The organism is Nodosilinea sp. AN01ver1 (assembly GCF_050565655.1).
Lineage (GTDB): Bacteria > Cyanobacteriota > Cyanobacteriia > Phormidesmidales > Phormidesmidaceae > Nodosilinea.
Window position 1 is genome coordinate 1 of record NZ_JBNXVS010000071.1, and the last position, 20,050, is coordinate 20,050.

The 20,050-nt window shown below is 52.9% G+C and carries 21 protein-coding genes and 2 pseudogenes; 2 read left to right on the forward strand and 21 right to left on the reverse strand.

Annotated elements, in window-relative coordinates:
- Positions 1 to 86: 86 nt before the first annotated feature.
- The 19 genes and pseudogenes from ACQ4N7_RS28095 to map all read right to left on the reverse strand — a co-directional run bounded on the left by ACQ4N7_RS28095 (position 87) and on the right by map (position 15,812).
- On the reverse strand, positions 87 to 554 hold the full coding sequence (locus tag ACQ4N7_RS28095; RefSeq protein WP_430714750.1) for a hypothetical protein: 468 nt from the start codon (positions 552 to 554) through the stop codon (positions 87 to 89).
- A gap of 69 nt (positions 555 to 623) precedes the next feature.
- Positions 624 to 1,487, reverse strand: a complete 864-nt coding sequence (locus ACQ4N7_RS28100) for an SDR family oxidoreductase (RefSeq protein WP_430714751.1) — start codon at positions 1,485 to 1,487, stop codon at positions 624 to 626.
- A gap of 242 nt (positions 1,488 to 1,729) precedes the next feature.
- A complete protein-coding gene (locus ACQ4N7_RS28105) occupies positions 1,730 to 2,101 on the reverse strand; it encodes a hypothetical protein (RefSeq protein ID WP_430714752.1) in 372 nt (123 codons plus the stop codon).
- A gap of 20 nt (positions 2,102 to 2,121) precedes the next feature.
- The gene (locus ACQ4N7_RS28110) at positions 2,122 to 2,409 is read right to left on the reverse strand and encodes a hypothetical protein (protein WP_430714753.1); all 288 of its coding nucleotides are present in this window, start codon (positions 2,407 to 2,409) and stop codon (positions 2,122 to 2,124) included.
- 72 nt (positions 2,410 to 2,481) lie between these two features.
- Positions 2,482 to 3,162 (reverse strand): stage II sporulation protein M, encoded by a 681-nt coding sequence (locus tag ACQ4N7_RS28115; protein ID WP_430714754.1) that lies wholly within the window; start codon positions 3,160 to 3,162, stop codon positions 2,482 to 2,484.
- 174 nt (positions 3,163 to 3,336) lie between these two features.
- Entirely contained in the window at positions 3,337 to 5,079 is a 1,743-nt protein-coding gene (locus tag ACQ4N7_RS28120) for a CocE/NonD family hydrolase (RefSeq protein WP_430714755.1), read from the reverse strand.
- A 177-nt stretch (positions 5,080 to 5,256) separates the two neighbouring features.
- Positions 5,257 to 5,997 (reverse strand): CPBP family intramembrane glutamic endopeptidase, encoded by a 741-nt coding sequence (locus ACQ4N7_RS28125; RefSeq protein ID WP_430714756.1) that lies wholly within the window; start codon positions 5,995 to 5,997, stop codon positions 5,257 to 5,259.
- A gap of 79 nt (positions 5,998 to 6,076) precedes the next feature.
- Positions 6,077 to 7,030 (reverse strand): CPBP family intramembrane glutamic endopeptidase, encoded by a 954-nt coding sequence (locus tag ACQ4N7_RS28130; protein WP_430714757.1) that lies wholly within the window; start codon positions 7,028 to 7,030, stop codon positions 6,077 to 6,079.
- Between the two features lie 208 nt (positions 7,031 to 7,238).
- A complete protein-coding gene (locus ACQ4N7_RS28135) occupies positions 7,239 to 7,673 on the reverse strand; it encodes an RDD family protein (protein ID WP_430714758.1) in 435 nt (144 codons plus the stop codon).
- A 134-nt stretch (positions 7,674 to 7,807) separates the two neighbouring features.
- Positions 7,808 to 8,479 (reverse strand): TetR/AcrR family transcriptional regulator, encoded by a 672-nt coding sequence (locus ACQ4N7_RS28140; protein WP_430714759.1) that lies wholly within the window; start codon positions 8,477 to 8,479, stop codon positions 7,808 to 7,810.
- Between the two features lie 454 nt (positions 8,480 to 8,933).
- A complete protein-coding gene (locus tag ACQ4N7_RS28145; RefSeq protein WP_430714760.1) occupies positions 8,934 to 9,695 on the reverse strand; it encodes an SDR family NAD(P)-dependent oxidoreductase in 762 nt (253 codons plus the stop codon).
- A gap of 161 nt (positions 9,696 to 9,856) precedes the next feature.
- A complete protein-coding gene (locus ACQ4N7_RS28150; protein ID WP_430714761.1) occupies positions 9,857 to 10,744 on the reverse strand; it encodes an AraC family transcriptional regulator in 888 nt (295 codons plus the stop codon).
- 204 nt (positions 10,745 to 10,948) lie between these two features.
- A complete protein-coding gene (locus ACQ4N7_RS28155) occupies positions 10,949 to 11,128 on the reverse strand; it encodes a hypothetical protein (RefSeq protein WP_430714762.1) in 180 nt (59 codons plus the stop codon).
- Between the two features lie 47 nt (positions 11,129 to 11,175).
- Positions 11,176 to 11,436: pseudogene (locus tag ACQ4N7_RS28160) on the reverse strand (SDR family oxidoreductase); the annotation flags it as partial.
- 94 nt (positions 11,437 to 11,530) lie between these two features.
- Positions 11,531 to 12,409 carry an NmrA family NAD(P)-binding protein gene (locus ACQ4N7_RS28165; protein ID WP_430714763.1) on the reverse strand — a complete coding sequence of 293 codons (879 nt, stop codon included), beginning with the start codon at positions 12,407 to 12,409 and terminating at the stop codon, positions 11,531 to 11,533.
- A 492-nt stretch (positions 12,410 to 12,901) separates the two neighbouring features.
- Positions 12,902 to 13,390 carry a nuclear transport factor 2 family protein gene (locus ACQ4N7_RS28170; protein ID WP_430714764.1) on the reverse strand — a complete coding sequence of 163 codons (489 nt, stop codon included), beginning with the start codon at positions 13,388 to 13,390 and terminating at the stop codon, positions 12,902 to 12,904.
- A gap of 55 nt (positions 13,391 to 13,445) precedes the next feature.
- Positions 13,446 to 14,180, reverse strand: coding sequence for an SDR family oxidoreductase (locus tag ACQ4N7_RS28175; RefSeq protein ID WP_430714765.1), 735 nt, complete (start codon positions 14,178 to 14,180; stop codon positions 13,446 to 13,448).
- Positions 14,181 to 14,219: 39 nt separating this feature from the next.
- Positions 14,220 to 14,381, reverse strand: a pseudogene (locus ACQ4N7_RS28180) (3-oxoacyl-ACP reductase); the annotation flags it as partial.
- Positions 14,382 to 14,987: 606 nt separating this feature from the next.
- Positions 14,988 to 15,812 (reverse strand): type I methionyl aminopeptidase, encoded by an 825-nt coding sequence (map, locus tag ACQ4N7_RS28185; RefSeq protein WP_430714770.1) that lies wholly within the window; start codon positions 15,810 to 15,812, stop codon positions 14,988 to 14,990.
- Between the two features lie 103 nt (positions 15,813 to 15,915).
- Between map and ACQ4N7_RS28190 the strand changes: the two genes are divergently transcribed.
- Positions 15,916 to 16,113: a ribbon-helix-helix domain-containing protein gene (locus tag ACQ4N7_RS28190; protein WP_430714766.1), complete on the forward strand. Its 198-nt coding sequence runs from the start codon at positions 15,916 to 15,918 to the stop codon at positions 16,111 to 16,113.
- A 100-nt stretch (positions 16,114 to 16,213) separates the two neighbouring features.
- Here the strand turns inward: ACQ4N7_RS28190 and ACQ4N7_RS28195 are convergent, their stop codons facing one another.
- Positions 16,214 to 16,375 (reverse strand): hypothetical protein, encoded by a 162-nt coding sequence (locus ACQ4N7_RS28195; RefSeq protein WP_430714767.1) that lies wholly within the window; start codon positions 16,373 to 16,375, stop codon positions 16,214 to 16,216.
- A gap of 859 nt (positions 16,376 to 17,234) precedes the next feature.
- Entirely contained in the window at positions 17,235 to 17,450 is a 216-nt protein-coding gene (locus tag ACQ4N7_RS28200; RefSeq protein WP_430714768.1) for a hypothetical protein, read from the reverse strand.
- A 79-nt stretch (positions 17,451 to 17,529) separates the two neighbouring features.
- On the opposite strand from ACQ4N7_RS28200, the gene pflB reads away from it, so the two are divergent.
- Positions 17,530 to 19,806: a formate C-acetyltransferase gene (gene pflB / locus ACQ4N7_RS28205; protein WP_430714769.1), complete on the forward strand. Its 2,277-nt coding sequence runs from the start codon at positions 17,530 to 17,532 to the stop codon at positions 19,804 to 19,806.
- The last annotated feature ends 244 nt before the right edge of the window (positions 19,807 to 20,050 follow it).

Genomic DNA, 20,050 nt, shown 5'->3' on the forward strand with positions numbered 1-20,050 from the left:
CTGTCGCTCGTAACTTCGCGCTCAATCTCTACCGCTCCAACGCCTTCTCCAATATGGCTCAGGCTGAACGATTCTGTAAATTCGGCCTAGATACACTCAAGACCGTTTTTAGAATGAAATAGCCCTGACCAATGCGCTTTACGGACAAATCGTCCCAAAATCGGAAATTGAGCCGCACCAAGAATAGCCAGTACAATCGGCTCATAGACCAAACTTATCCCAAAAACACGCCATATGCCCAGCATAATTAGGAATGGAATAATCGGTTCAAAAAGGCTTTCGTAATAACTTACCAGCACTAGTGCAAAAGTCCATCCCAGTGTGCTAACCACTATCCACCAAAAATCTTTAGAAATGTACTGGCGCAAAACGAGCCATTGGGCTGCGCCAATAAACAAACCTGTAAAAAATATAGTTGCTACAAGCTGAAAGCCTGACGCTTCCAGTGCTCCAACGATCGCCCCCGCGATTGTAGTCGCCAATGTCCACCAGAGCCACAGGCGAGGCGCGATCGCCAACTGTCGTGTTTCATCGTGCCATTCATGCTGCACCATAATGCCAATCCTAAAGTTTCACTTCGGCTCCATATCTGTACTATTCGACCTGGGCTGATTGGGCTGCGTCTAGCCAAACATGGTTGCATAGTCGCAGGCGAATGTCTTAAAACTGAGCGGCTCTTTATCAATTGCGTCCTGTATACCAGACGAAACCGCTTCTGCCTCATTGCGTTGGTAGTGCGCGTAATCCTCAATCAGCCCGTCTGCTTGCCAAGCTGGTATCCCAATGTTGAGCAGTTGATCGCGCATTACTTCAGATGGAATATTGACGAATGTAATCTGACGATTGAGTGCAGCCGAGAGTTGTTCTGCCATCTCAGCATGAGTCAATGCCTGTGGTCCGGTGAGGTTGTAAATCTTTCCCTCATGCCCTGTTTCTGTTAGAGCAACTACGGCAACTTCCGCAATATCGCGCACGTCTACCACGCTGACCTTTGCATCGCCAATCGCTGCATAAAAGGCGTTTTGGGTCGTGATTGTCGATTTAAAGCTTAATAAGCCCTGCATAAAGAGGTTGGGACGCAGAAACGTGTACGTCATTCCTGATGCTTGAATTGCCGCTTCGACTGCGGCATGGTAACGCAAAAAGCGCACGGGCGAATGGGCATCGGCTGCAAATTGCGATAGTTTGACGATATGCTTGACACCACTCTGACGAGCCGCATCAACAAACGCGAGTTGTTGGGCTTCTGCGCGTTCTGTAGAGTTCGTTAAGAGAAAGGCATGGTCTACTTCAGTCAGCGCCTCCAGCAGTGTCTCAGGGCGATCAAAGTTCCCCTCCACTACTTCAATATTTGGGAGTGCAATTTTTTTGGCTCGATCATAGTTACGAACCATGGCGCGGACTGGCACGTTCTGCGCCGCGAGTCGTTTGACAATCTCTGTACCGTTGCTCCCAGTTGCGCCCGTTACTAAAATCTTCCGGTTCATTGGAAACCTCCTGATGGGTGTGTTGTAGTCAGCTTTGACTAAAAAAGTGATGCCTCAAGGACTCGAATTAACGTTTTGTACAGGCATAAGTAGAAGGCCTAAATTATCGTAGGGTGTGTCATCGCTTGGCGTGACGCACCAAGCCCAGACCCACTGGTGCGTTGGGCTTCGCCACAACACACCCTACAGCAACATTTAATTAGGGCTACCTACTTATTGCTCGGCATCCTTCGATTTAGACCCTAATGTTCAGAATTCACTTGCCTTATAATCACAATGTTTTCAGCAAACAGTAAAACAACGATTAACCACGGAAGCACCTGTAAAATGGCTTCCGCTGTCCAGTTCTGACTCTGAACCTGCCAGATCATCCAAATAATAGTGAATCCAATCACCAACGAGGATAGGATGACCGATGAATTGCGGCGGCGATAGAAGCGGATTGTCCTCTCCCGCCAAAATGGCTCAAAAATACAAGCGATGTAGGACGCTCCTGCACTGATGAGCAGGCTGGTTTGAAGACCCGAAGGCAGGTTTGGGTATCCAAACGCGATCGCCGTCAGACAGACTCCCAGCGCGAGGTACAGGAAAGTAAACAAGGTAGATCGTTTCATTATTTCTTCTCCGGTTAAGCTTATTCTCGGTACCAAACACGCACACATTGAAAGCAATTGATGGCAAGACCCTGACTGATCATCACTGGGTAGAAAGCATTACTGGTCGTCACTCCGTAGACATCATCACTGGTGCCTTCAATCCGATCGGGTAAAACAACCGTTTCAACATTGATTACCTGTATCGTTGTACTTTCAATCCACTGATTTACAGTACTCACGACTTCCGAAAACGATTCATACTCGGAGGGGCCACCAAAGGGGCCTCGTTCGGTAATTCGAGGCGCGAAATCTTTGTGATTAATCATTTGATTCACCATCTTAAAATTGCAGAGCTGACAATCGATTCAAGAAACCATCATGATTTGGTTTGTTTAGCGCTACAGCAACCATTGGGTTAGCAGAGGAACCAGGTAGCGGAGCGAGAACGCCTCCCAGATCGCGCCGACGATGAACAGTGGGAGCGTGGCCAGGCTCAGCCAACCGAGCTGTTGCAGCCCACGGACGTAACCCTGACGATGGTTTCGAGCACCGATGGTGGCGGGGCGAACCCAAGATCGACCCAGGATGTATGCACCAAACATCAAGAGGGCGTAGGCTTGGAGTTCGATGAGTACCGTCAGCGAGTGCGGGATCAGGGCTACCGCCATAATCTCGGTAGACGGGGCCATGGCTAACCCTAACGTGAATGCTTTATACGCAAATAGGGCGATGCCAGTGAAGGGAACGATCAGCGAAGGGATCACGATCCACAGCGCGCCGGTCATGACGTTGACTCCCAGGATGGTCGTCGAAAACAGCCAGGGGTTATTGAATAGGGATCGAACAAGATCTGCCGTTCCGTTGTCTTCCAGGGTGGCCGCCTGAGCTGCGCCCAGGGCGGGGAAGACCATCGCTGCTACTATCCCGGCGATGACTAAGCCATACACAATGGCGTTGATGATGAGATAAGCGCGAAAATTGGCGCGAATGATCTGGAAGGGTCTGCGAAGCAAGTGGATGTGTCTTGCTTCATGATTCGGGTGAATAGGGCGCTTTGTGGCGATCGCTTTGCGTGACATATTTTTAGCTCCAATGTTTGGTGATAGATGTAGTGATGATGTAGGAGTGAGAACCGCCGCGTAGAGCAGCGTTTTTGTTGATGCAAAACTTACGGGACAATTGCAGTCGCGCAGATTTCAATCTGCATCGTTAGACTCCGCGTGCGTACAGCAAGCCCCAGCAGAGGATGTGGGTCAGCGGTCTGCCGTCGGCAGCGTGAAGCTCGGGGTACTGGGAGATAGCTGCTCTGTGTACCCCTGCCGATAGCTGTCCAGCCACGGCGCGCGATCGCCAGGGATGACAGTGTCGTTGGCTGGGTCGTCTAGGGCAAGCTCGAGCCGGGCGTCGCTGACGGTGATTGTTTCAAGCGACGGTGTATCAATCCAGTCGTTGTCGGGGGCCAGAGAGGGCTGAATGGTGCCAATCTCGACGGCCAATGCGTGACCAGCCTGCAGCGTCCAGTCGGTTGATCTGAAGTCGAAGCTGGTCGTGCCGGGTTTCACCACCGCTACCTGCCGATTGAACGCAACGGCACTGCCGTCTGGGGCGACGTCGTACAGCTCGACCATGGCGTTGCCGTGGCCCTCGATCTCAAGCGACACCCGTGGCGTGCCGGTAATGCGAATTGGCTGCCCAAGCGGCTCAGACCAGACGAAGAAGCGGTTGGGAGCCTCGGTTGCCGGGTCGGCGGTCAGTCCATCGTCCAGGTACGACCCGCCGCCAAGCGGGATGGTGGCGGAGTATTCCACAACCGGCCAGGTGTCCTGGGCGCGCCAGGTGCCGGTACTGTCCTGCACGACGTAGGCTGGGTAGTCCACGGTCGGTTCGATGCCCTTGAGGTGCTGGTCGTAGAAGGACATCACCTCGTCGAACCAGCCCTCGCGGCCCATTTCCAGTTTCCCATCGGCAGTGCGCTCGTTGCCCCGGTAATGCTCCCACGGGCCGAGCCAGCCGCGCTGCGGCCCCTGGTGGTTGGTGAGGAACGCCTCCACCGCCTCGGCTTCGGCCTTCCACTCAAGGAAACCCTGCGTGAACAATAGCGGCGTGTCGGTGCCCTGGGCGCGCTCGGCCAGGTTACGGAACTGCCAGAACTCAGAGTTCGGGTCAGCGTCCTGGTAGCCGAGCGAGTTCACCGGCAGGCACAGCGGGTTCATCTGCTCGTAGGCGGCATTGCTCCGGTAGCGCTCGTCATCGTCGGGCAGCGGCGGCAAGATAGCAATCTCGTTGTAGGTGCGCGACACATCCACGATGGTCGAGCGGGGGACGCCGTTCGACCAGACCATGCGGTGCAGATCCCAGATCGGCTCCTGGGCGACGACGGCTTTGAGCGCGTCCTGGTCGAGGTTGTTGCCAACTAAACCGGTGATGGCATCATAGGACTTGCCATACATGCCGACGGCACCCGTAGACCAGGGCTGGCTCGCGGCCCAGTCGATCGCGGCCTTCACGTCGGCCTGCTCACCGGGACCCATGAAGTCTAGACATCCGGTGGAGCCGCCGAAGCCGCGCAGGTCGACCATCACCAGGGCGTAGCCGCGGTTGAATAGATCGGTGCCTTCGACCAGGTCGTTGAAGCGGTTCGAGGGGCCGGTGTGCGCGTGGTTTTCCAGTGCCTGTTGGCCGGAGTGACCGAAGTACGCTCCGACCGACAGGATCACCGGCACCTGCTCGCCTGTGGACAGCCCTTCGGGCAACAGAACGTCGGCGTGCAGTTCAACGTCGGAGCCGTCTGAGGACGGAAAGTAGTGCTGTGTCCAGGCCGCGCCTTGGGGAACGCGGTCGTTCTCAGCTTGCGTGACTGCTTTGTCGGCGGTGGCAACCGCAGCAGTCGGGGGTGCCTCTGACTGCGTCAATGCGGCCGGTGCCCTAGCGAGGACAAGCAACATCACTGCTGTGCCTGTTAATAAGCGCCTGACGTAGGTCTTGGGAACGCGCATAATTCTCCTCCTGATGGAAGCTGTTGGTCTTGAGTCGTACGTGAGTCGGTCACGATTTCGTGAGCTGTTAGAAAAAATTTGAGCCATGATGGTGAACGCTTTGCCGTCCAGCCCCTCTGGCAAGGTGTTTGGGGCCACGATACCCATGTCCACCCTGTGCGGTCATCAGAAGATGCCTCAGCCGATGAGGGCCAGCACAGCATGAACTACCAGGTGGGCAATCATGGCGGCCTCTAACCCGTAGCGCCAGAACAAATACCCCGCCACCACTGCAAACAAAGCATTTTGGATCAGCAAGAGCCCTAGCAGGGGTGGGGTTAACGGCAGCCCTAGGGCGATCGCAGCGGGCAAGTGGGCTACAGCAAACACCAGGGAGGAGACGGCAATGGCGACGATCACCCACTGGGTCTGGGGTTTACCCTGGCGATGCTGCCCAAATCGCCAGCCCAGCCACAGCAGCAGCGTCATCAGTCCCCAGCGGATCAAAATTTCTTCGGTGATACCGCCGTAGAGAAATCGCACTAGCAGCGGCGTGGGCTCAGCCGCTCCATAGGCTGGTGGCAGCAGCGGGCGAGACAGCAGGGTAATCGCCGTCAGTAGTGCGCCGCTGATCAACCCACCCACCACACCGGGTAACAGTTGAGGAACCATAGCCTGCCGCCACGATCGCCCCACGGCCAGCGCCTCTGCCCCCGGTGCCATTAGCCCTAGCCGATGGGCCAAGAGCACGCCTATCAGCACCGCCACTGACAGCAAAACAGCAGGCTGCACCAGCACCAGGAGCCTGACCACGGCGGCAGGTGGGGCACCCTCTGGAAGTGGGGGCAACGGCAGCAACCCCAGAGTCATCACCCCAGCCATGCCTGCCAACCACAGCAGCCCAAACAGTCGCAGCCTAGCGTTTCTATGCTTAACCATGACTCTATCCTCAATGTCATTCCAGAATTGTTTTCAAGCCTTCGCGGTCTTGTGGTTATAGGTTTGCGAACTAACGAGATCACCCACGATCGCGCGATGGCTCTGGAAAACGGGTTGGGGTCTTACGCTGGAACACTCCGTAGGCGATCGCCAGAAACACGGGTACTGCCACCAACGCTGATAGCGCCCCGTAGGTGGCGTGATACTCGCTGATGGTGAACAGAGCGGGTGAGGGCAAGGCACTTCCAGTGACGTCGAACAAGAGTGCCCCACCGATGTTGTTCGCGAAGTGTACGCCGATGGCGAGTTCAGTGGTGCCGTCAATCAACGAAACCACAGTCCACACTAGACCCGGCACGAGAAAGTAGTTGGAAAAGATCGTGAGCCACCCGCCCGCGCGCGCCTCCGGGTTAAGGAGGTGCGGCAGGGTGAATATTACGGCTGGCACGATCGCCAGAAACACACGGTTGCTCCAGATGAGGCTCGCACCCTGCACGATATATCCGCGAAAGAAAAGCTCCTCGGTGGTTGTTTGGACAGCGGTGAGAACCAGCGCGATCGGAACGAAGAGCGCGAATGTTATGAGGCCGGAGTTGAAGGAAAAGGTATCCGGGTAGAACAGATACTGCCCCAGCCCACCGATCAGGCCGTACGGCACAAACCACGCCACGAATCCTTGACCGACCCGATGCCAGTCTATCTGCTTCCGCGCTGTGACGAGCGTTTGGGGGTGGCGGCGGTGGACGAGGGAGACAGCAATCAGGACTCCCGCGAAGAAGCACAGGAAACTCGCCATCACAAATAGGTAGTATTCCACAGGCCCAAGCCCCGAGGGGTCTGCCTGGCCGCCGAGCGCGAACGCGACGAGTACGCTGGCACCACTACCGACGATCAGCCACGCAAAGAGGATGATCATCAGCCCCAGAACATACCGCCACCCCCGATACTTACCCCACCGGGCAGCCTCCAGGTAGGTAACTTTTTTCGCGTCTGCGATGATTCCCTGCGTTCTTTCGGTATTTTGCATCTTCATCTCCGTTCCCTTTATGGGTAAATTCTGTAGTGCTTTGATCTAGTTGCTAATTACAGTTGTCGATAGTTTCAGGATTTAATGGCGACTCGGATAGCTCTGGTGACACCAGATTTAGCATCGTTAGATCTGCGCTTGCCCCTGGTCAAACTACGATGGCTTTCTGGTTAATTTCTGTCTTTAAAAATTGCCTGAACTATTACCCACACCGCTACTTCAATACAACAGTATTAAAAATCTTGTCGTGCCATGTTTCCTGTTGTTTATCTACAAAAAACCAGAGATAGCCTAACCCAAAGATTAGCCCACTCAGGAAGTAGCCCAACGAACCGCGTAGACCAGCCATCACAAAAGACAACGATTTTCCATCGGGTTGAACTACTCTGATGTTCATCACTCCCATGCCAATTGATCGCTCTCGCTGACTCCAAAGGCAACCAAAATACAAAAAATTTCCAAGCATGGGAGCGAGTGAAAATCCAATCACACTCGGAGCCACAATTAAATTTGGTACAGGTATCCCGCTATCAGCGTAAGCTCCGATGATCACTCCAATGGCAACCGCTGCTAGTGAATAGATGATTGAGAGAATAGCTTGATCAATCAACCATGCAGCAGCCCGCTGTAAGAAGGTTGCCTTATTCATCTTTATGTCCTCAAATGTTTTGCACAATTGTCTAAGCGAAATACTCTGAACAGCCTTTGCGAATGGCTAGAAGAAAATTTAGACATGAGGATTAACTCCTTTACTCTTGTTGCTGATTTCAGTTGTTAATGGGTTTAAGGATCGACAGGATCGCCGATCGCCCCACCTGTAGCTATATGCACGGCGCGGGCCATCTGCCCAAGCGTGTTGCCAAGCGAGGTAGGATCGGCTCCTGCCATCAGGGCCGCACTGATGTCTTCACTGATAACGCGCACGACTGCGGTGGCGGCGGCGGCGTGCAGCCGCACCTCGATATCGTCAGGCGATCGCCGCAGGCGATCGGCGAAGATCTCGACCAGAGCGCGCTCTATTCGGTCGTTGGTCATCAGCCAGACCGTCCGCAGATCCGGCTCTTTTTCGGCCAGCACCGTCATCTTGATCACAGCCTGATCAAAGGACTGCTGATCGGGATCTTGAGTCCGATTCACCGCCCATTCCATGAGGTGATCTTCAAGGGAGACATCCCGAGGCCAGCGGCGCAACAGCGCCACAAACTCCTCGCCATCCTGCGCCAAGACCGGCTCGACACAGCTCTCCTTGTTGCGGAAGTACCGCCAGAGGGTGCGCACTGAGAGACCTACCGCTTCTGCGATCTGCTCGCCGGTCGTGGCAGCGACGCCTTGCTCCCAGAACAAACGCGCCGCCTCCCGCGAAATCTCCAGACGTATTCGCTGCTGCCGCTGCTCACTCATCCTCCCTGGCTTGCGCTCGTTCTTCGTTGTGTCGCTGGTATCGTCACTCCCCACAGCAGTCTTCCCTTCAGGAATCTGTCACTAAGTGACAATATAACACTTAGTGACACCATCGACAAGGGGTTGCTTGACTAATCAGCACGTTCAATTTGAGCCAGTAGCGACTCAAACTCTGGAAACTGGTCAGGGAACAGCACCTGAGAGACTCCGCCACAGGCGGCAGGGGTGAGGCCACCCCCGCAACAGACACTGCCAGCGTGATTGTTAGGCGCTGTTTATATACCTTCCGTACCGGTTATCTTTGCCTTAGCTAGCTTGAGTGTAGTGAGTTCCAACACTCAACTTCTTTCAAATTCCTACGGTGATTTACCAGATTCTTAGGTCGCTAGCGCGGCTGTTTAGGCGTCAGTTCAGTGAGGCGCTTATATAAATAGCTCAATCTGGAACTGATGCTCTGAATCAGTTAATTGGCTAACATGATTTGTCTACCGACTGATGTTGATTTGAGCTAGAGAGACTGCCCCCCGGAGACTTCGATACGCTGTCCAGTAATCCATCGATTCTCTTCCGACAGCAACAGCGCGATCGCCCCGCCGATATCATCGGGTTCACCCACCCGACCTAAAGCAGTTTGGGACGCGATGTACTGATTGATCTCTGAATTGTGCTGCACGACACTGCCCTGGGTGGCGATCGCGCCTGGAGCCACTACATTCACCGTGATTTGCCGCTGTCCTAATTCCTTTGCTAAGGAGCGAGTCAGAACCTCGATCGCGCCCTTCATGCTGGCATAGATCGCTCGTCCTGGGCTTATGGTGCGAGTCAGAAACGATGAAACATTCACGATTCGTCCACCATCTTTGAGCAATGGCAGCAACTTCTGAGTGAGAAAGAAGACACCCTTGAAGTTAACGCTGAATAGTCGATCAAATTCTTCCTCTGTTGTTTCTACAAACAGTGAACCGCCACTAATTCCAGCGTTATTGATGAGAAAGTCAAATTGCTCGGTGCCCCAAGTGTTTTGCAGGGCTTGCTTGACTTGTATCACAAACGCATCAAGGGTTTCGATGCTGCCGATATCGAGCTGCAAGGCCACTGCTTTATTGCCCATTGCCTCAATTTCAGAAACAACGGATTTTGCTTCTGCTTCACCGTTGAGATAGGTCACAATTATGCCCACTCCTTTCTTTGCCACTGTCAACGCAGTATTCTTTCCCAGCCCTCGACTTGCTCCGGTCACTAGAGCAATTTTGGGTTTATCTTGGGTCATCATCTTATTTCTCCAATAAAAGACGATCGGGTATACTCCCAGATAGAATTAAATGGAGATATTAATCCTGCCGTTCTATCTATTCTGAGTGTTCTAAATGTACTGAGTTCTTGTGCCGAAATTCTTTCAGATTCTTAACCTAATTTGTCAGATTCTTCCTGTTACCGCACCTGCTTCGGTGTCATGCCAGTGAATCGCTTAAACTGCTGCGTCAAATGGCTTTGGCTAGAGAAGCCGACTTGCAGGGCGATGTCTGCGATCGCCAGATCCGTTTTCATCAACATGACTTTTGCCCGTTCTACGCGCTGTTGAATTACGTATTGATGGGGCGAAACTCCCATGGTTTGCTTAAACAAACTCGCAAAGTAAGTTGGACTGATGTTAACAACACTGGCCAGTTCTGCCAGGGATAAATCTCGATTCAAGTAAGTGTGAATGTAATCGATCGCCTGCTGCAACTGGATACGAGAGAAGCTGCTGTTGGGTGATGCGATCGGTTGCGTTAGGGTCGAATAGTGTCGTAGTAGATGAATCACTAGGGCTTGAGTGAGTGATTCGACATAGAGTTGTCCCATCATCCCGCCTGATCGCAACTCAGCCAATATCAGCATGCCAATCTGGTGAAGTTGCGAATCTTGCTGGCCAAAACAATGTATAAACTCGAACTGACTTGAATCCATATCAGAGGCTTCAGCAACCTGTTGAATCAGTTCTGGTTTTAAGCAAATGAATAGTGGAGAGCAGGTGATACCACTTCTGTCTTGACACCAGTAGCTTGGCTGTCCAGCCGGAATAAAGAGATTGTCCCCTTCCTGAAGGATCGATTCATGCCGTCGATCATCCCGTTTTTGAATGATATGAGTAGGATTCCCTAGGTGTAAGCTGAGCCAGTGGTCTGAGAGGGCTGGGAGTTCTGCCTCATAGGTTGAAGCAAGACTTTGACACTGCTCAACCAAAATGCCACTCCAGTTCATTTGACGACTGGAGATCATCAGTGGTTTATTGAACCGTTGGCTGAGTTCGAGCGAGTTGAGCTGGTTGCTGGCCATAGAGCTTGCTCTCACCGATTGCTTGCAGTTACAAAATAATACCTCTCGGCCTTGCTCTGGCGCAGAAAAAGCGTCTACCAGTTAGAAAGCAAAAACAATAACTGGCGGATCAAATCACAAGCTAGAAACTAACGCCTCTCTTCTTAGACAGACTTTTCTAACTCAGTCGCTGATTGTTTATTCAGCAAAATTGCGCCTGACTTATTAACTCTCTATGCTGTCGCTTTCATCAGCTTGTACTGGATAGAATTGTTTCAGCAATTCAGCAACTTCTTGCGCGATCGCAGTCAGGGCATCATTCACTGGAGAGTCACAGAGATAATCAGGTTGAGGTGTAATCTTATACTCAGAATCATTCTTGCATTGTGATACTGAACGTTTCATGGGATCTTTCTCGATGAAATGCTGATTTGTGACTGCTTACGTCTTGTTCAAGCAGTTATGCCGCCATCAATTTTGAGGCTCGCACCCGTGACAAAAGTGGCTTCAGGGCCGGCGAGATAAGAAACCATGCCAGCCACCTCGTTGTCCTGTCCATAGCGACCAAGGGCAATCATGTTAGTGATTTCTTTAGCAGAGTCCCCATCTGCAGGATTCATATCGGTATCGATCGGACCCGGTTGAATATTGTTGACCGTGATACCGCGAGTCTCCAAATCGCGGGCGAGTCCACGGGTAAAACTAGCGATCGCCGCGCCTAAACCGCGTGAACCGCCCGTAACCAGGGCAACTTTGCCTGCAAGTGTTGTCGTCATGATGGACTCCTTTAGGTATGAAATTGTTGACTCAAGCTTGTGCTTCGATCAGTTTGCTGACGACATCTGAAAGCAGTGTTTGCCCCCTGACTGTTTGAACGTGGCTTCCCCCTTCAAACTCAATGTGACCAGAATTAAAGCCGCGCATCATCTCGCTGTAACAGTTGACGGCTTCAGGCGAAAAGCCAAAGCTGGAAATCGTTGCCTGCCAATCGCTTTCGGGGACAGCAACAGCCTGTACGTCGCGTCCAAGAGCGGTTGCAAAAGCGGCGGCGACATCGTTTGGCGAATAATCTGCTGCGCCGTGCAGTTCGATGATGCGCTTGCCCGTCCAATCTGCGGTCATCGCTTGGGCAACGGCACGTCCAATATCGGCGGCGCAAACCATCGGAATCTTGCGCTCAAGCGGCCTGTAGAAGCTCGGCAAAATGCCCTGATCAGCGGCAATCTGCGCCATGCTGCTCCAGTTTTCTAAAAACGCCGATGCTCGCAAAAATGCAACGGGAATTTTCAAATCGCCGAATATTGACTCCAGAATGTGCGTCGTCAAAATATTACCCGTGCCCGAGGCGTGTTGCGAGCCGACCGAAGACAGCAACACGACTTTCTGCGCGCCGGAACTTTTAATGGCAGCGACGTAACGCTCACCGATTCCTCTCGCCACCGCAAACATATCGGCGACGTTGTAGGCAGGCGGATTGATCGCGTAAACCGCGTCCGCATTCCCCATCGCTCTGGTCATCGCTACTAAATCGCTCAGATTCGCAAACGCAACGTCTGCGCCTTTTGCCCGCCAGGCGGCAGCTGTTTTGTCCGATCGCAAAACGACCCGCACCAACTGATTTTTCTCAAGCAAAGCATCAGCAACCGCAGAACCCGTCTGTCCAGTTGCACCAAAAACTACATACACAAGATTTTCCTCTTAACTCATGATTATCCGCGTCATTAGACCGTCTCATTTCTCCTCTCGCGTTTGGCAAGATGAGGATTACGGTCATTTCGATCAGGCGAACAGAGCGGTTGGGAGAGATGGGGTGGGTGCGATTGCCGGGTTGTACCAGCAAAACCGTCATCTCTTGGCTAAAGTTCGCGTTTTGCCGATGTTTATGACTGAACTGAGCACCGCACTAAAGCGAGTCGATATAGTGGACTGAAGACTTGAATAAGTTAGTGACGAGACAGAGTGATATCATCCGGTGTCTACATCATCTGGCGAACCGGGCAGACAATCACTTCATTAACATCAACTGTCATGAATAATCTAGCCTAGGTAGGCCCAGCAATGAGCTAAAATTTGTGGCACCCGCTTGGCTTCCCAGGAAGCCCCTGCGAGTCTAGTGCGTTGGGACGATGAGTACCTCTTCTAGCTCCTCAGGTGTAATTCCACAAGTTAATTCATTGGTTATCTAACTTCTATTTCCAAAACTTTTTCAAAAGCTGGCATGTCCAAGAATGCGGTAACTTCAGCCACTTCTCCAACCTCAAATGTGAAGAACCAGGCATAGCTGTTCCTATACTGCTCTCCATTAATCAAGGTTGTTTCAGCATCAAAATGAATAATAACAACGTCACCATCTTCATAAACTTGCCACTGTGTTGGCCTTAAAAGCTCCTTTACACGCTCATTAAAAGGCGCAATCAGCTCTTCTTCAAAATGTTTGCGTGTGTAAGTGCCAGCATATGTATTAAAGCCACTAATCGTCCAGCGCATATCCTCTGATAAAAGCTCGAAAGGAGAGCCGATACCATCTTGCCATTGCTGAAAACTCGCCTCGACAACGGCCTTTTTACTTGGTGCCGGTGTTTCATTGGGAACAGAAGTTTGTCCGACAGCGTTACAGCCAACCGTGAGAATAAGCGCCATAGCAGCTAAAAAATGAAATGGTTTCATTACGACAATGTCCTTTGTGTTGGTGATAACGCTCCTATGCTTCGACCGATTCTCTTCAGAACGCACTGGCTGTCGGTCGGACTATGATTTCATTCACGTCAACATCATCGGGTTGGGATACGGCATACAGCACCGCTCTCGCGATCGCCTCTGGGCTGAGCGAAATTTTGCGAAATTCCTGCAAAGCACCTTTCGCCGTCCTGTCTGTAATATCAGAGCCCAGCTCCGTCTCAACGACACCCGGAGAGATCGTAGTGACGCGAATATTTTGCGATTCCTGGCGCAGTCCTTCAGAGATAGCCCAAACCGCATATTTCGTGGCGCAATAGACGGCCCCCGTCGGAACGACCACATGAGCCCCAATCGATGCGGTATTGATGAACTGCCCACCGCCCTGCACTTCCATAATCGGTAGCCCCGCTGCGATACCATTCAATACGCCCCGAATATTCACATTAATCATGTTGTCCCATTCCTCGACTTTCAGGGCATTCATCGGCGATAGGGGCATCACGCCTGCATTGTTAAAGATGGCATCAACGCGACCAAGTTTGTCTTTGGCAAACTCCACAAATGCTTTTACATCGTCGCTATCGGTGACATCGACCGCTTTGAATTCTGCTGTGCCGCCGGATGCCTGAATCTCCTTGGCTAGCTTCTCTAGCTTGTCTATCCGTCGTGCTCCCAAAACGACTTTTGCGCCATTTTGGGCGAGCAGTTTCGCGGTGGCTTCACCGATACCGCTACTGGCTCCAGTAATGACGATTACTTTATTTTCTACATTCAACATGGTGAGTTTTCCCTTTGTTTTAGTTTCCTTATGTTTTAGTCAGCATGAATTAAAGAACATGCTGCCAGAGGCTTCAATTCTCTGAACATTTACCCAACGGTTGTCTTCAGAAAATAAAGATGCGATACCTTTGGCAAGCTTCGGTAACTCCCCGCCGGTATCATCAGGAAGACCCACTCGACCTAACGCAGTGTGCAAAGCGGTAAAGGTGTAATTAACTTGAGTGTAATGAGTTCCAATGCTCAAGTTCTTTCAGATTCTTATCGTGATTTATCAGATTCTTACGATATTTCAGAATTCTTCGAAACTTCTATAGCGGGTTTCACTCGGGTGAGGTACATCGCGATGATCCCCCCTGTCCCCCTTAATAAGGGGGGTTACAGAGTAAAACTTAAACAGCCAGGAACTGGGGGATCTAAACCTCAGCAATTGTGTACCTCACTCCATTGAGAACCGCTATAAATATAGGTAGCCACTAATCAGGCGCGATTTTATTGAAAAGTATCTGTCGCCCCTTTTACGGCGTAAACCGACCACTGGCAAAGATTTTCGAGACTCAGCTAGAGCTGGTAAGTTTGCTCTCAAAAGTTTGCTGTAACGACTTTTCATGCCAATTACCCATGACGCTGGCGCGCCACACCCAATGATAAAAACTTAGGGAAAGAGCTAGATAGGTCACCGATCCCTTGACAATGATGTTAGAAGTCGGCTATCCCCATAGGAACCGGATCCCTGAGCAACGGTTTATTTTTAGAGCAATATTGTGCCTCTCTCTCAAAGAATAAACAAGGAGTTGTGTCTTGAAATTCAAGGAAGAGTCAGAATTTCTACCCCTTCCTCAGTCACAGCAACGGTATGCTCAAATTGAGCAGAAAGTTTTTTATCTTTCGTAGTCGCAGTCCAACCATCCGCGAGGAATTTAAGCTCATGAGTTCCTTCGTTTAGCATTGGTTCAACCGTAAAAACCATGCCTGGACGCAGTTTCAACCCGCTGCCTCGTTTACCATAGTGAGGAATTTGCAGCTCTGTATGCATCTGTTTGCCTATGCCATGCCCAACCATATCTCGAACAATTGAGAACCCCTTTGCCTCGGCATAGGCTTGAATTGCAGCGCCAATATCACCAATTCTTGCCCCAGGCTTGATTTCAGCAATGCCTTGCATCATCGATGCTTGAGTGGCTTCAACCAGTTTTCGGGCTGTTGCGGATACATTACCAACCAGGAATGTTTTAGACGTGTCGCCATGATAACCGTCTAGGCGTGGCGTCACATCGATGTTGATAATATCTCCGTCTTTGAGAATCTGCTTTGGATTCGGAATTCCGTGACAAACCACTTCATTAACGCTGGTGCAAATTGAGCCGCTAAAGGGGGAATGACCGGGGGGTGCGTAACCAAGGGTGGCACTGGTTGCCCCATGGGCTTGCATCCAATGCGCTGCCTCATCGTTTAAAGCTTGCGTACTCACTCCAGGTTGCACCATTGATTCCAGATGTTTGAGGAGGTTCGCAGCAAGTTGTCCAACCCGCCGCATCTTGCCTAATTCTCTACTCGAAAGCAAGACGAGGCCTGTATGGCCCTGGGGTTGGACAAAATCTCCGGCGATCGAGAGCACATTCTGATGGTTCATGGATAAAGCCTTGATCATTCATGCTATGCCATGCTAGCACAGCACGGCATAGCACAACACAGGCTAGGCTATTACTGGTATCTTGGAAGCAAGAAAACCAGGCATGAAACTCAAAATGGGTGGCAAAACAGACTTGGAGCGAGTGGTTGCTTACGTTCCTCCAGAGTTAAAGCAAGAACTGGAGGAGTGGGCACAGACAGATGAACGATCTGTCTCTTGGCTGGTTGCAAAATTAATTGATAAGTCTTTGCAAGAACGCCGAAAACAGCGAAGCGCTTCGGAAATAGTCAATATGCGCTGAAACTAGGGTTCTTGTTGAGTAGGCTGCTCTCGTTGTACTTACATTAACTCAGTTCCCAATCGGGGTAGGTCTGCTGATTGGCCGCAATGGATTGTGTACTTTAGGCGGCTTTGGCGATTTCGGTGTAGTGCCAGGTGGTGGGGCCGTTGTCGGTGGTGGCGATGACGTAGCCAAACCATTCGAGACGTTCGAGGTTGGCGGCGATCGCATCCAGTTTTTTCTTAGTGTTTTTGCCGGTGAACTGGGCGGCAATTTGCGGCACGGTCCAGTGGCCAGTGCTGGTGCGGAGCAGGTCGCGAATGGCGGCGAGTTAGGCTTTGGGCTGGGTGGGCCATCTACCCCCAACGCCGCGCAGAGATCTAAAAAGAAGGGTTGAGAGTTAGCCTGCTCGTTGCCTTCAGAGTGCTGCCATTTAGCGATAAACGCCTGAATGCGTTGGGAGTCGTCGGGGGGCATGGGGCAAGGCGGCGGGGCTTTTCCTTTTTTCAAACCTTAACCACAGATTCCGGTAGTCCCCAGATCTTGACCCAAAGCTTAACAAGCCTCCACGTATCAGGGGTCAGGTGCCTTTTGAGTCGCTTTAAGCCAGGGGTCAGGTGCCTTTGCTGCTACAGCAGATAACTGTCATAGCAGCAAAGGCACCTGACCCCTTAGTGGCCTTAATCTAGCTGTTCGATGGCCCTAAGGGGCCGGTCTTTGACCATCGCGCCTCAGCAGGCTAAACACCTCGCCCTGCTCCGGGGTAATCAAAATCCCAGAGGTTGGTATTGTACTTACGGGCCTTTTTTCAGGGTGCCAACAGCGCCTGTTGGCGGGTGAGAGGCCCCCACTACGCCAAGTCTGGGCGCGGCTATACCCGCTAGAAAAACGGCGGCGCAACCACTGTCATCATCACCATCCATTCCGTCACAGCCAGCTCCTCAGCCCCTCAGCCGCATTCCGCCTGCTGCTTTTCTTTTAGACACAGACAGAGAAAAGTCGCGCCGTGACGATGAACGAAAAACAACAGACGGGTTGTTTTATTTAATAGCTCAAACTATCGTTCGCCTGCGGCAAAATCTGTAGAAAACATGAAAACCTGAAGCTGCGATCGCCCTCAGAAACGTCACAAAACGTTCCATTCAGAGGCCTTTCAGCAGAGTTATAATCATAGAAGAGGCCGAGCTAAAGAAGGCTATTTCAAAGGAAAAGCCGCACACAAAAACAACAGAAAAGTTGTCAAAGGCCAGACACCTTCTTGTCCAGTTTATTTGCAGGAAGAATTCTTTTAATACTTTTAGAAAATTTTGGTTAGCCGTAAACGATTGGGCTTTCCCAGGTACAAAAGGCTCTTCCATAGGCTATTTGCAAAGGTGCCAATTCATATTTCGCAGACTTAACATTTGCCAGCTGCCGCCACAACCACGAGGATTCACTATGATTGCCAGTCATTTGCCTTCCCTCACCCAGGCCAACCTGGATAACTCGCTAGATTCCCTCACCGACTTCCAGCCTGGTCTCTGGCAACAATCTATCGATCTGCGCGACTTCATTCAGCGCAACTACACCCCCTACACCGGGGATGGCACCTTTTTGGCCGCCGCCACCCCTCGCACCGAAACCCTTTGGCGTCAGGTAAAAGAGCTGATGGCGCTAGAGCGCGAAAACGGCGTGCTCGATGCCGATACCGCCGTGCCCTCCGGCATTACCAGCCACGCGCCGGGCTATATCGACGTCAAGCTTGAGCAAATCGTCGGTCTGCAAACCGACCTGCCCCTCAAGCGCGCCATCATGCCCTTCGGCGGCATTCGCGTGGTCGAGGCCAGCCTCAACGCCTACGGTTACGAGCTAGACCCAGGCACCAAAGAAACCTTTACCCGCTACCGCAAAACCCACAACGACGGCGTGTTTGATGCCTACACCACCGAAATGCGCCGCTGCCGCAAGTCAGGCATTATCACCGGCCTGCCCGATGCCTACGGGCGAGGCCGCATCATCGGCGACTATCGGCGGGTGGCGCTGTACGGCTGCGATCGCCTGATGGCCGACAAGCAGGCCCAAAAAGACAACCTCGAACTCAACAGCCTCGATGAAGCCACCATTCGCCTGCGCGAAGAGATCTCTGAGCAGATCAAAGCCCTCAACGAGCTGAAGGAACTGGGTGCCGCCTACGGCTGCGACCTGGCTCGCCCCGCCATCACCGCTCAAGAGGCGGTGCAGTGGCTCTACTTTGGCTACCTGGCGGCGGTCAAAGAGCAAAACGGGGCGGCCATGTCTCTGGGGCGGGTTTCCACATTTCTCGATATCTACTTCGAGCGCGACCTGCAAGCCGGGCGGCTGAGCGAAGCCGAAGCCCAGGAAATCATCGACCACTTCGTCATGAAGCTGCGCCTGGTGCGGTTTTTGCGCACCCCCGACTACAACGAGCTGTTTAGCGGCGACCCCACCTGGGTGACCGAGTGCCTTGGCGGCATGGGCCTCGACGGCAGGCCCCTGGTGACTAAAACCAGCTTTAGAATGCTGCACACCCTGGTCAACCTCGGCCCTGCGCCGGAACCCAACCTGACGGTGCTGTGGTCTGAGCGGCTGCCCGAAGCCTTTAAGCGCTACTGCGCCGAGGTCTCCATTCAAACCAGCTCGATTCAGTACGAAAACGATGACCTGATGCGGCCCTACTGGGGTGACGACTACGGCATTGCCTGCTGCGTCTCGGCCATGCGCATTGGCAAGCAGATGCAGTTCTTTGGGGCCAGGGTAAACATGGCCAAGTGCCTGCTCTACGCCATCAACGGCGGCAGAGACGAGCACTCCGGCGACCAGATTGCCCCAGCCTATGCGCCCATTACCGGCGACGTGCTCGACTACGCCGAGGTGTGGCCCCGCCTGGTGCAGATGATGGCCTGGCTGGCCAAAACCTACGCCAACACCATGAACGTCATCCACTACATGCACGACAAGTACTGCTACGAGCGGCTGGAGATGGCCCTGCACGATCGCGACGTGCTGCGCACCATGGCCTACGGCATGGCGGGCCTGTCGGTGGTGGCCGACAGCCTGTCGGCGATCAAGCACGCAAGGGTGCGGGTGCTCAGGGACGATCGCGGCCTGGCGGTAGACTACGTCATCGATGGCGACTTTCCCAAGTACGGCAACAATGACGACCGGGTAGACCGCCTTGCGGTCGAACTCGTCCAGACCTTTATGGCCGAGCTGCGCAAGCACACAACCTACCGCGATGCGGTGCCCACCCAGTCGATCCTCACCATCACCTCTAACGTCGTCTACGGCAAGAAGACCGGCAATACCCCGGACGGTCGCCGCGACGGCGAGCCCTTTGCCCCCGGGGCCAACCCCATGCACGGGCGCGACAGCAACGGTGCCGTAGCCTCTCTGGCTTCGGTGGCCAAGTTGCCCTACCGCGATGCCCAGGATGGCATTTCGAACACGTTTTCGATTGTGCCGGGGGCGCTGGGGAGGACGGAGAGCGATCGCATTAGCAACCTGGCCGCCCTGCTCGATGGCTACACCCGCGACGGCGGCTTCCACCTCAATGTCAACGTGTTTAACCGCGAAACCCTGCTCGACGCGATGGATCACCCCGAGCTGTACCCACAGCTCACCATCCGGGTCTCGGGCTACGCGGTGAACTTCATCAAACTCACCCGAGAACAGCAGCTCGATGTCGTTAACCGCACCTTCCACGAGCGCTGCTAACCCCAAAAGCCCCTCTCAGCCCACCGCCGAGAGGGGCTTACTACTGGCGGCCAGATCGTAGGGTGGGCCGTGCCCACCCTACGATCTGGCCTTCACCCCCAACTCTCCAATGGCCAATTCCCCCCACCCATTTCTACAACCCACCCTCTTCTTAATCGACCAAAGCAGGGGCGATCGTTTTTAGCAATCATCAAAGGTGGGCAATGCCCAACCAAACCCAAACCCCCCCCCCCCCAAAAACCCA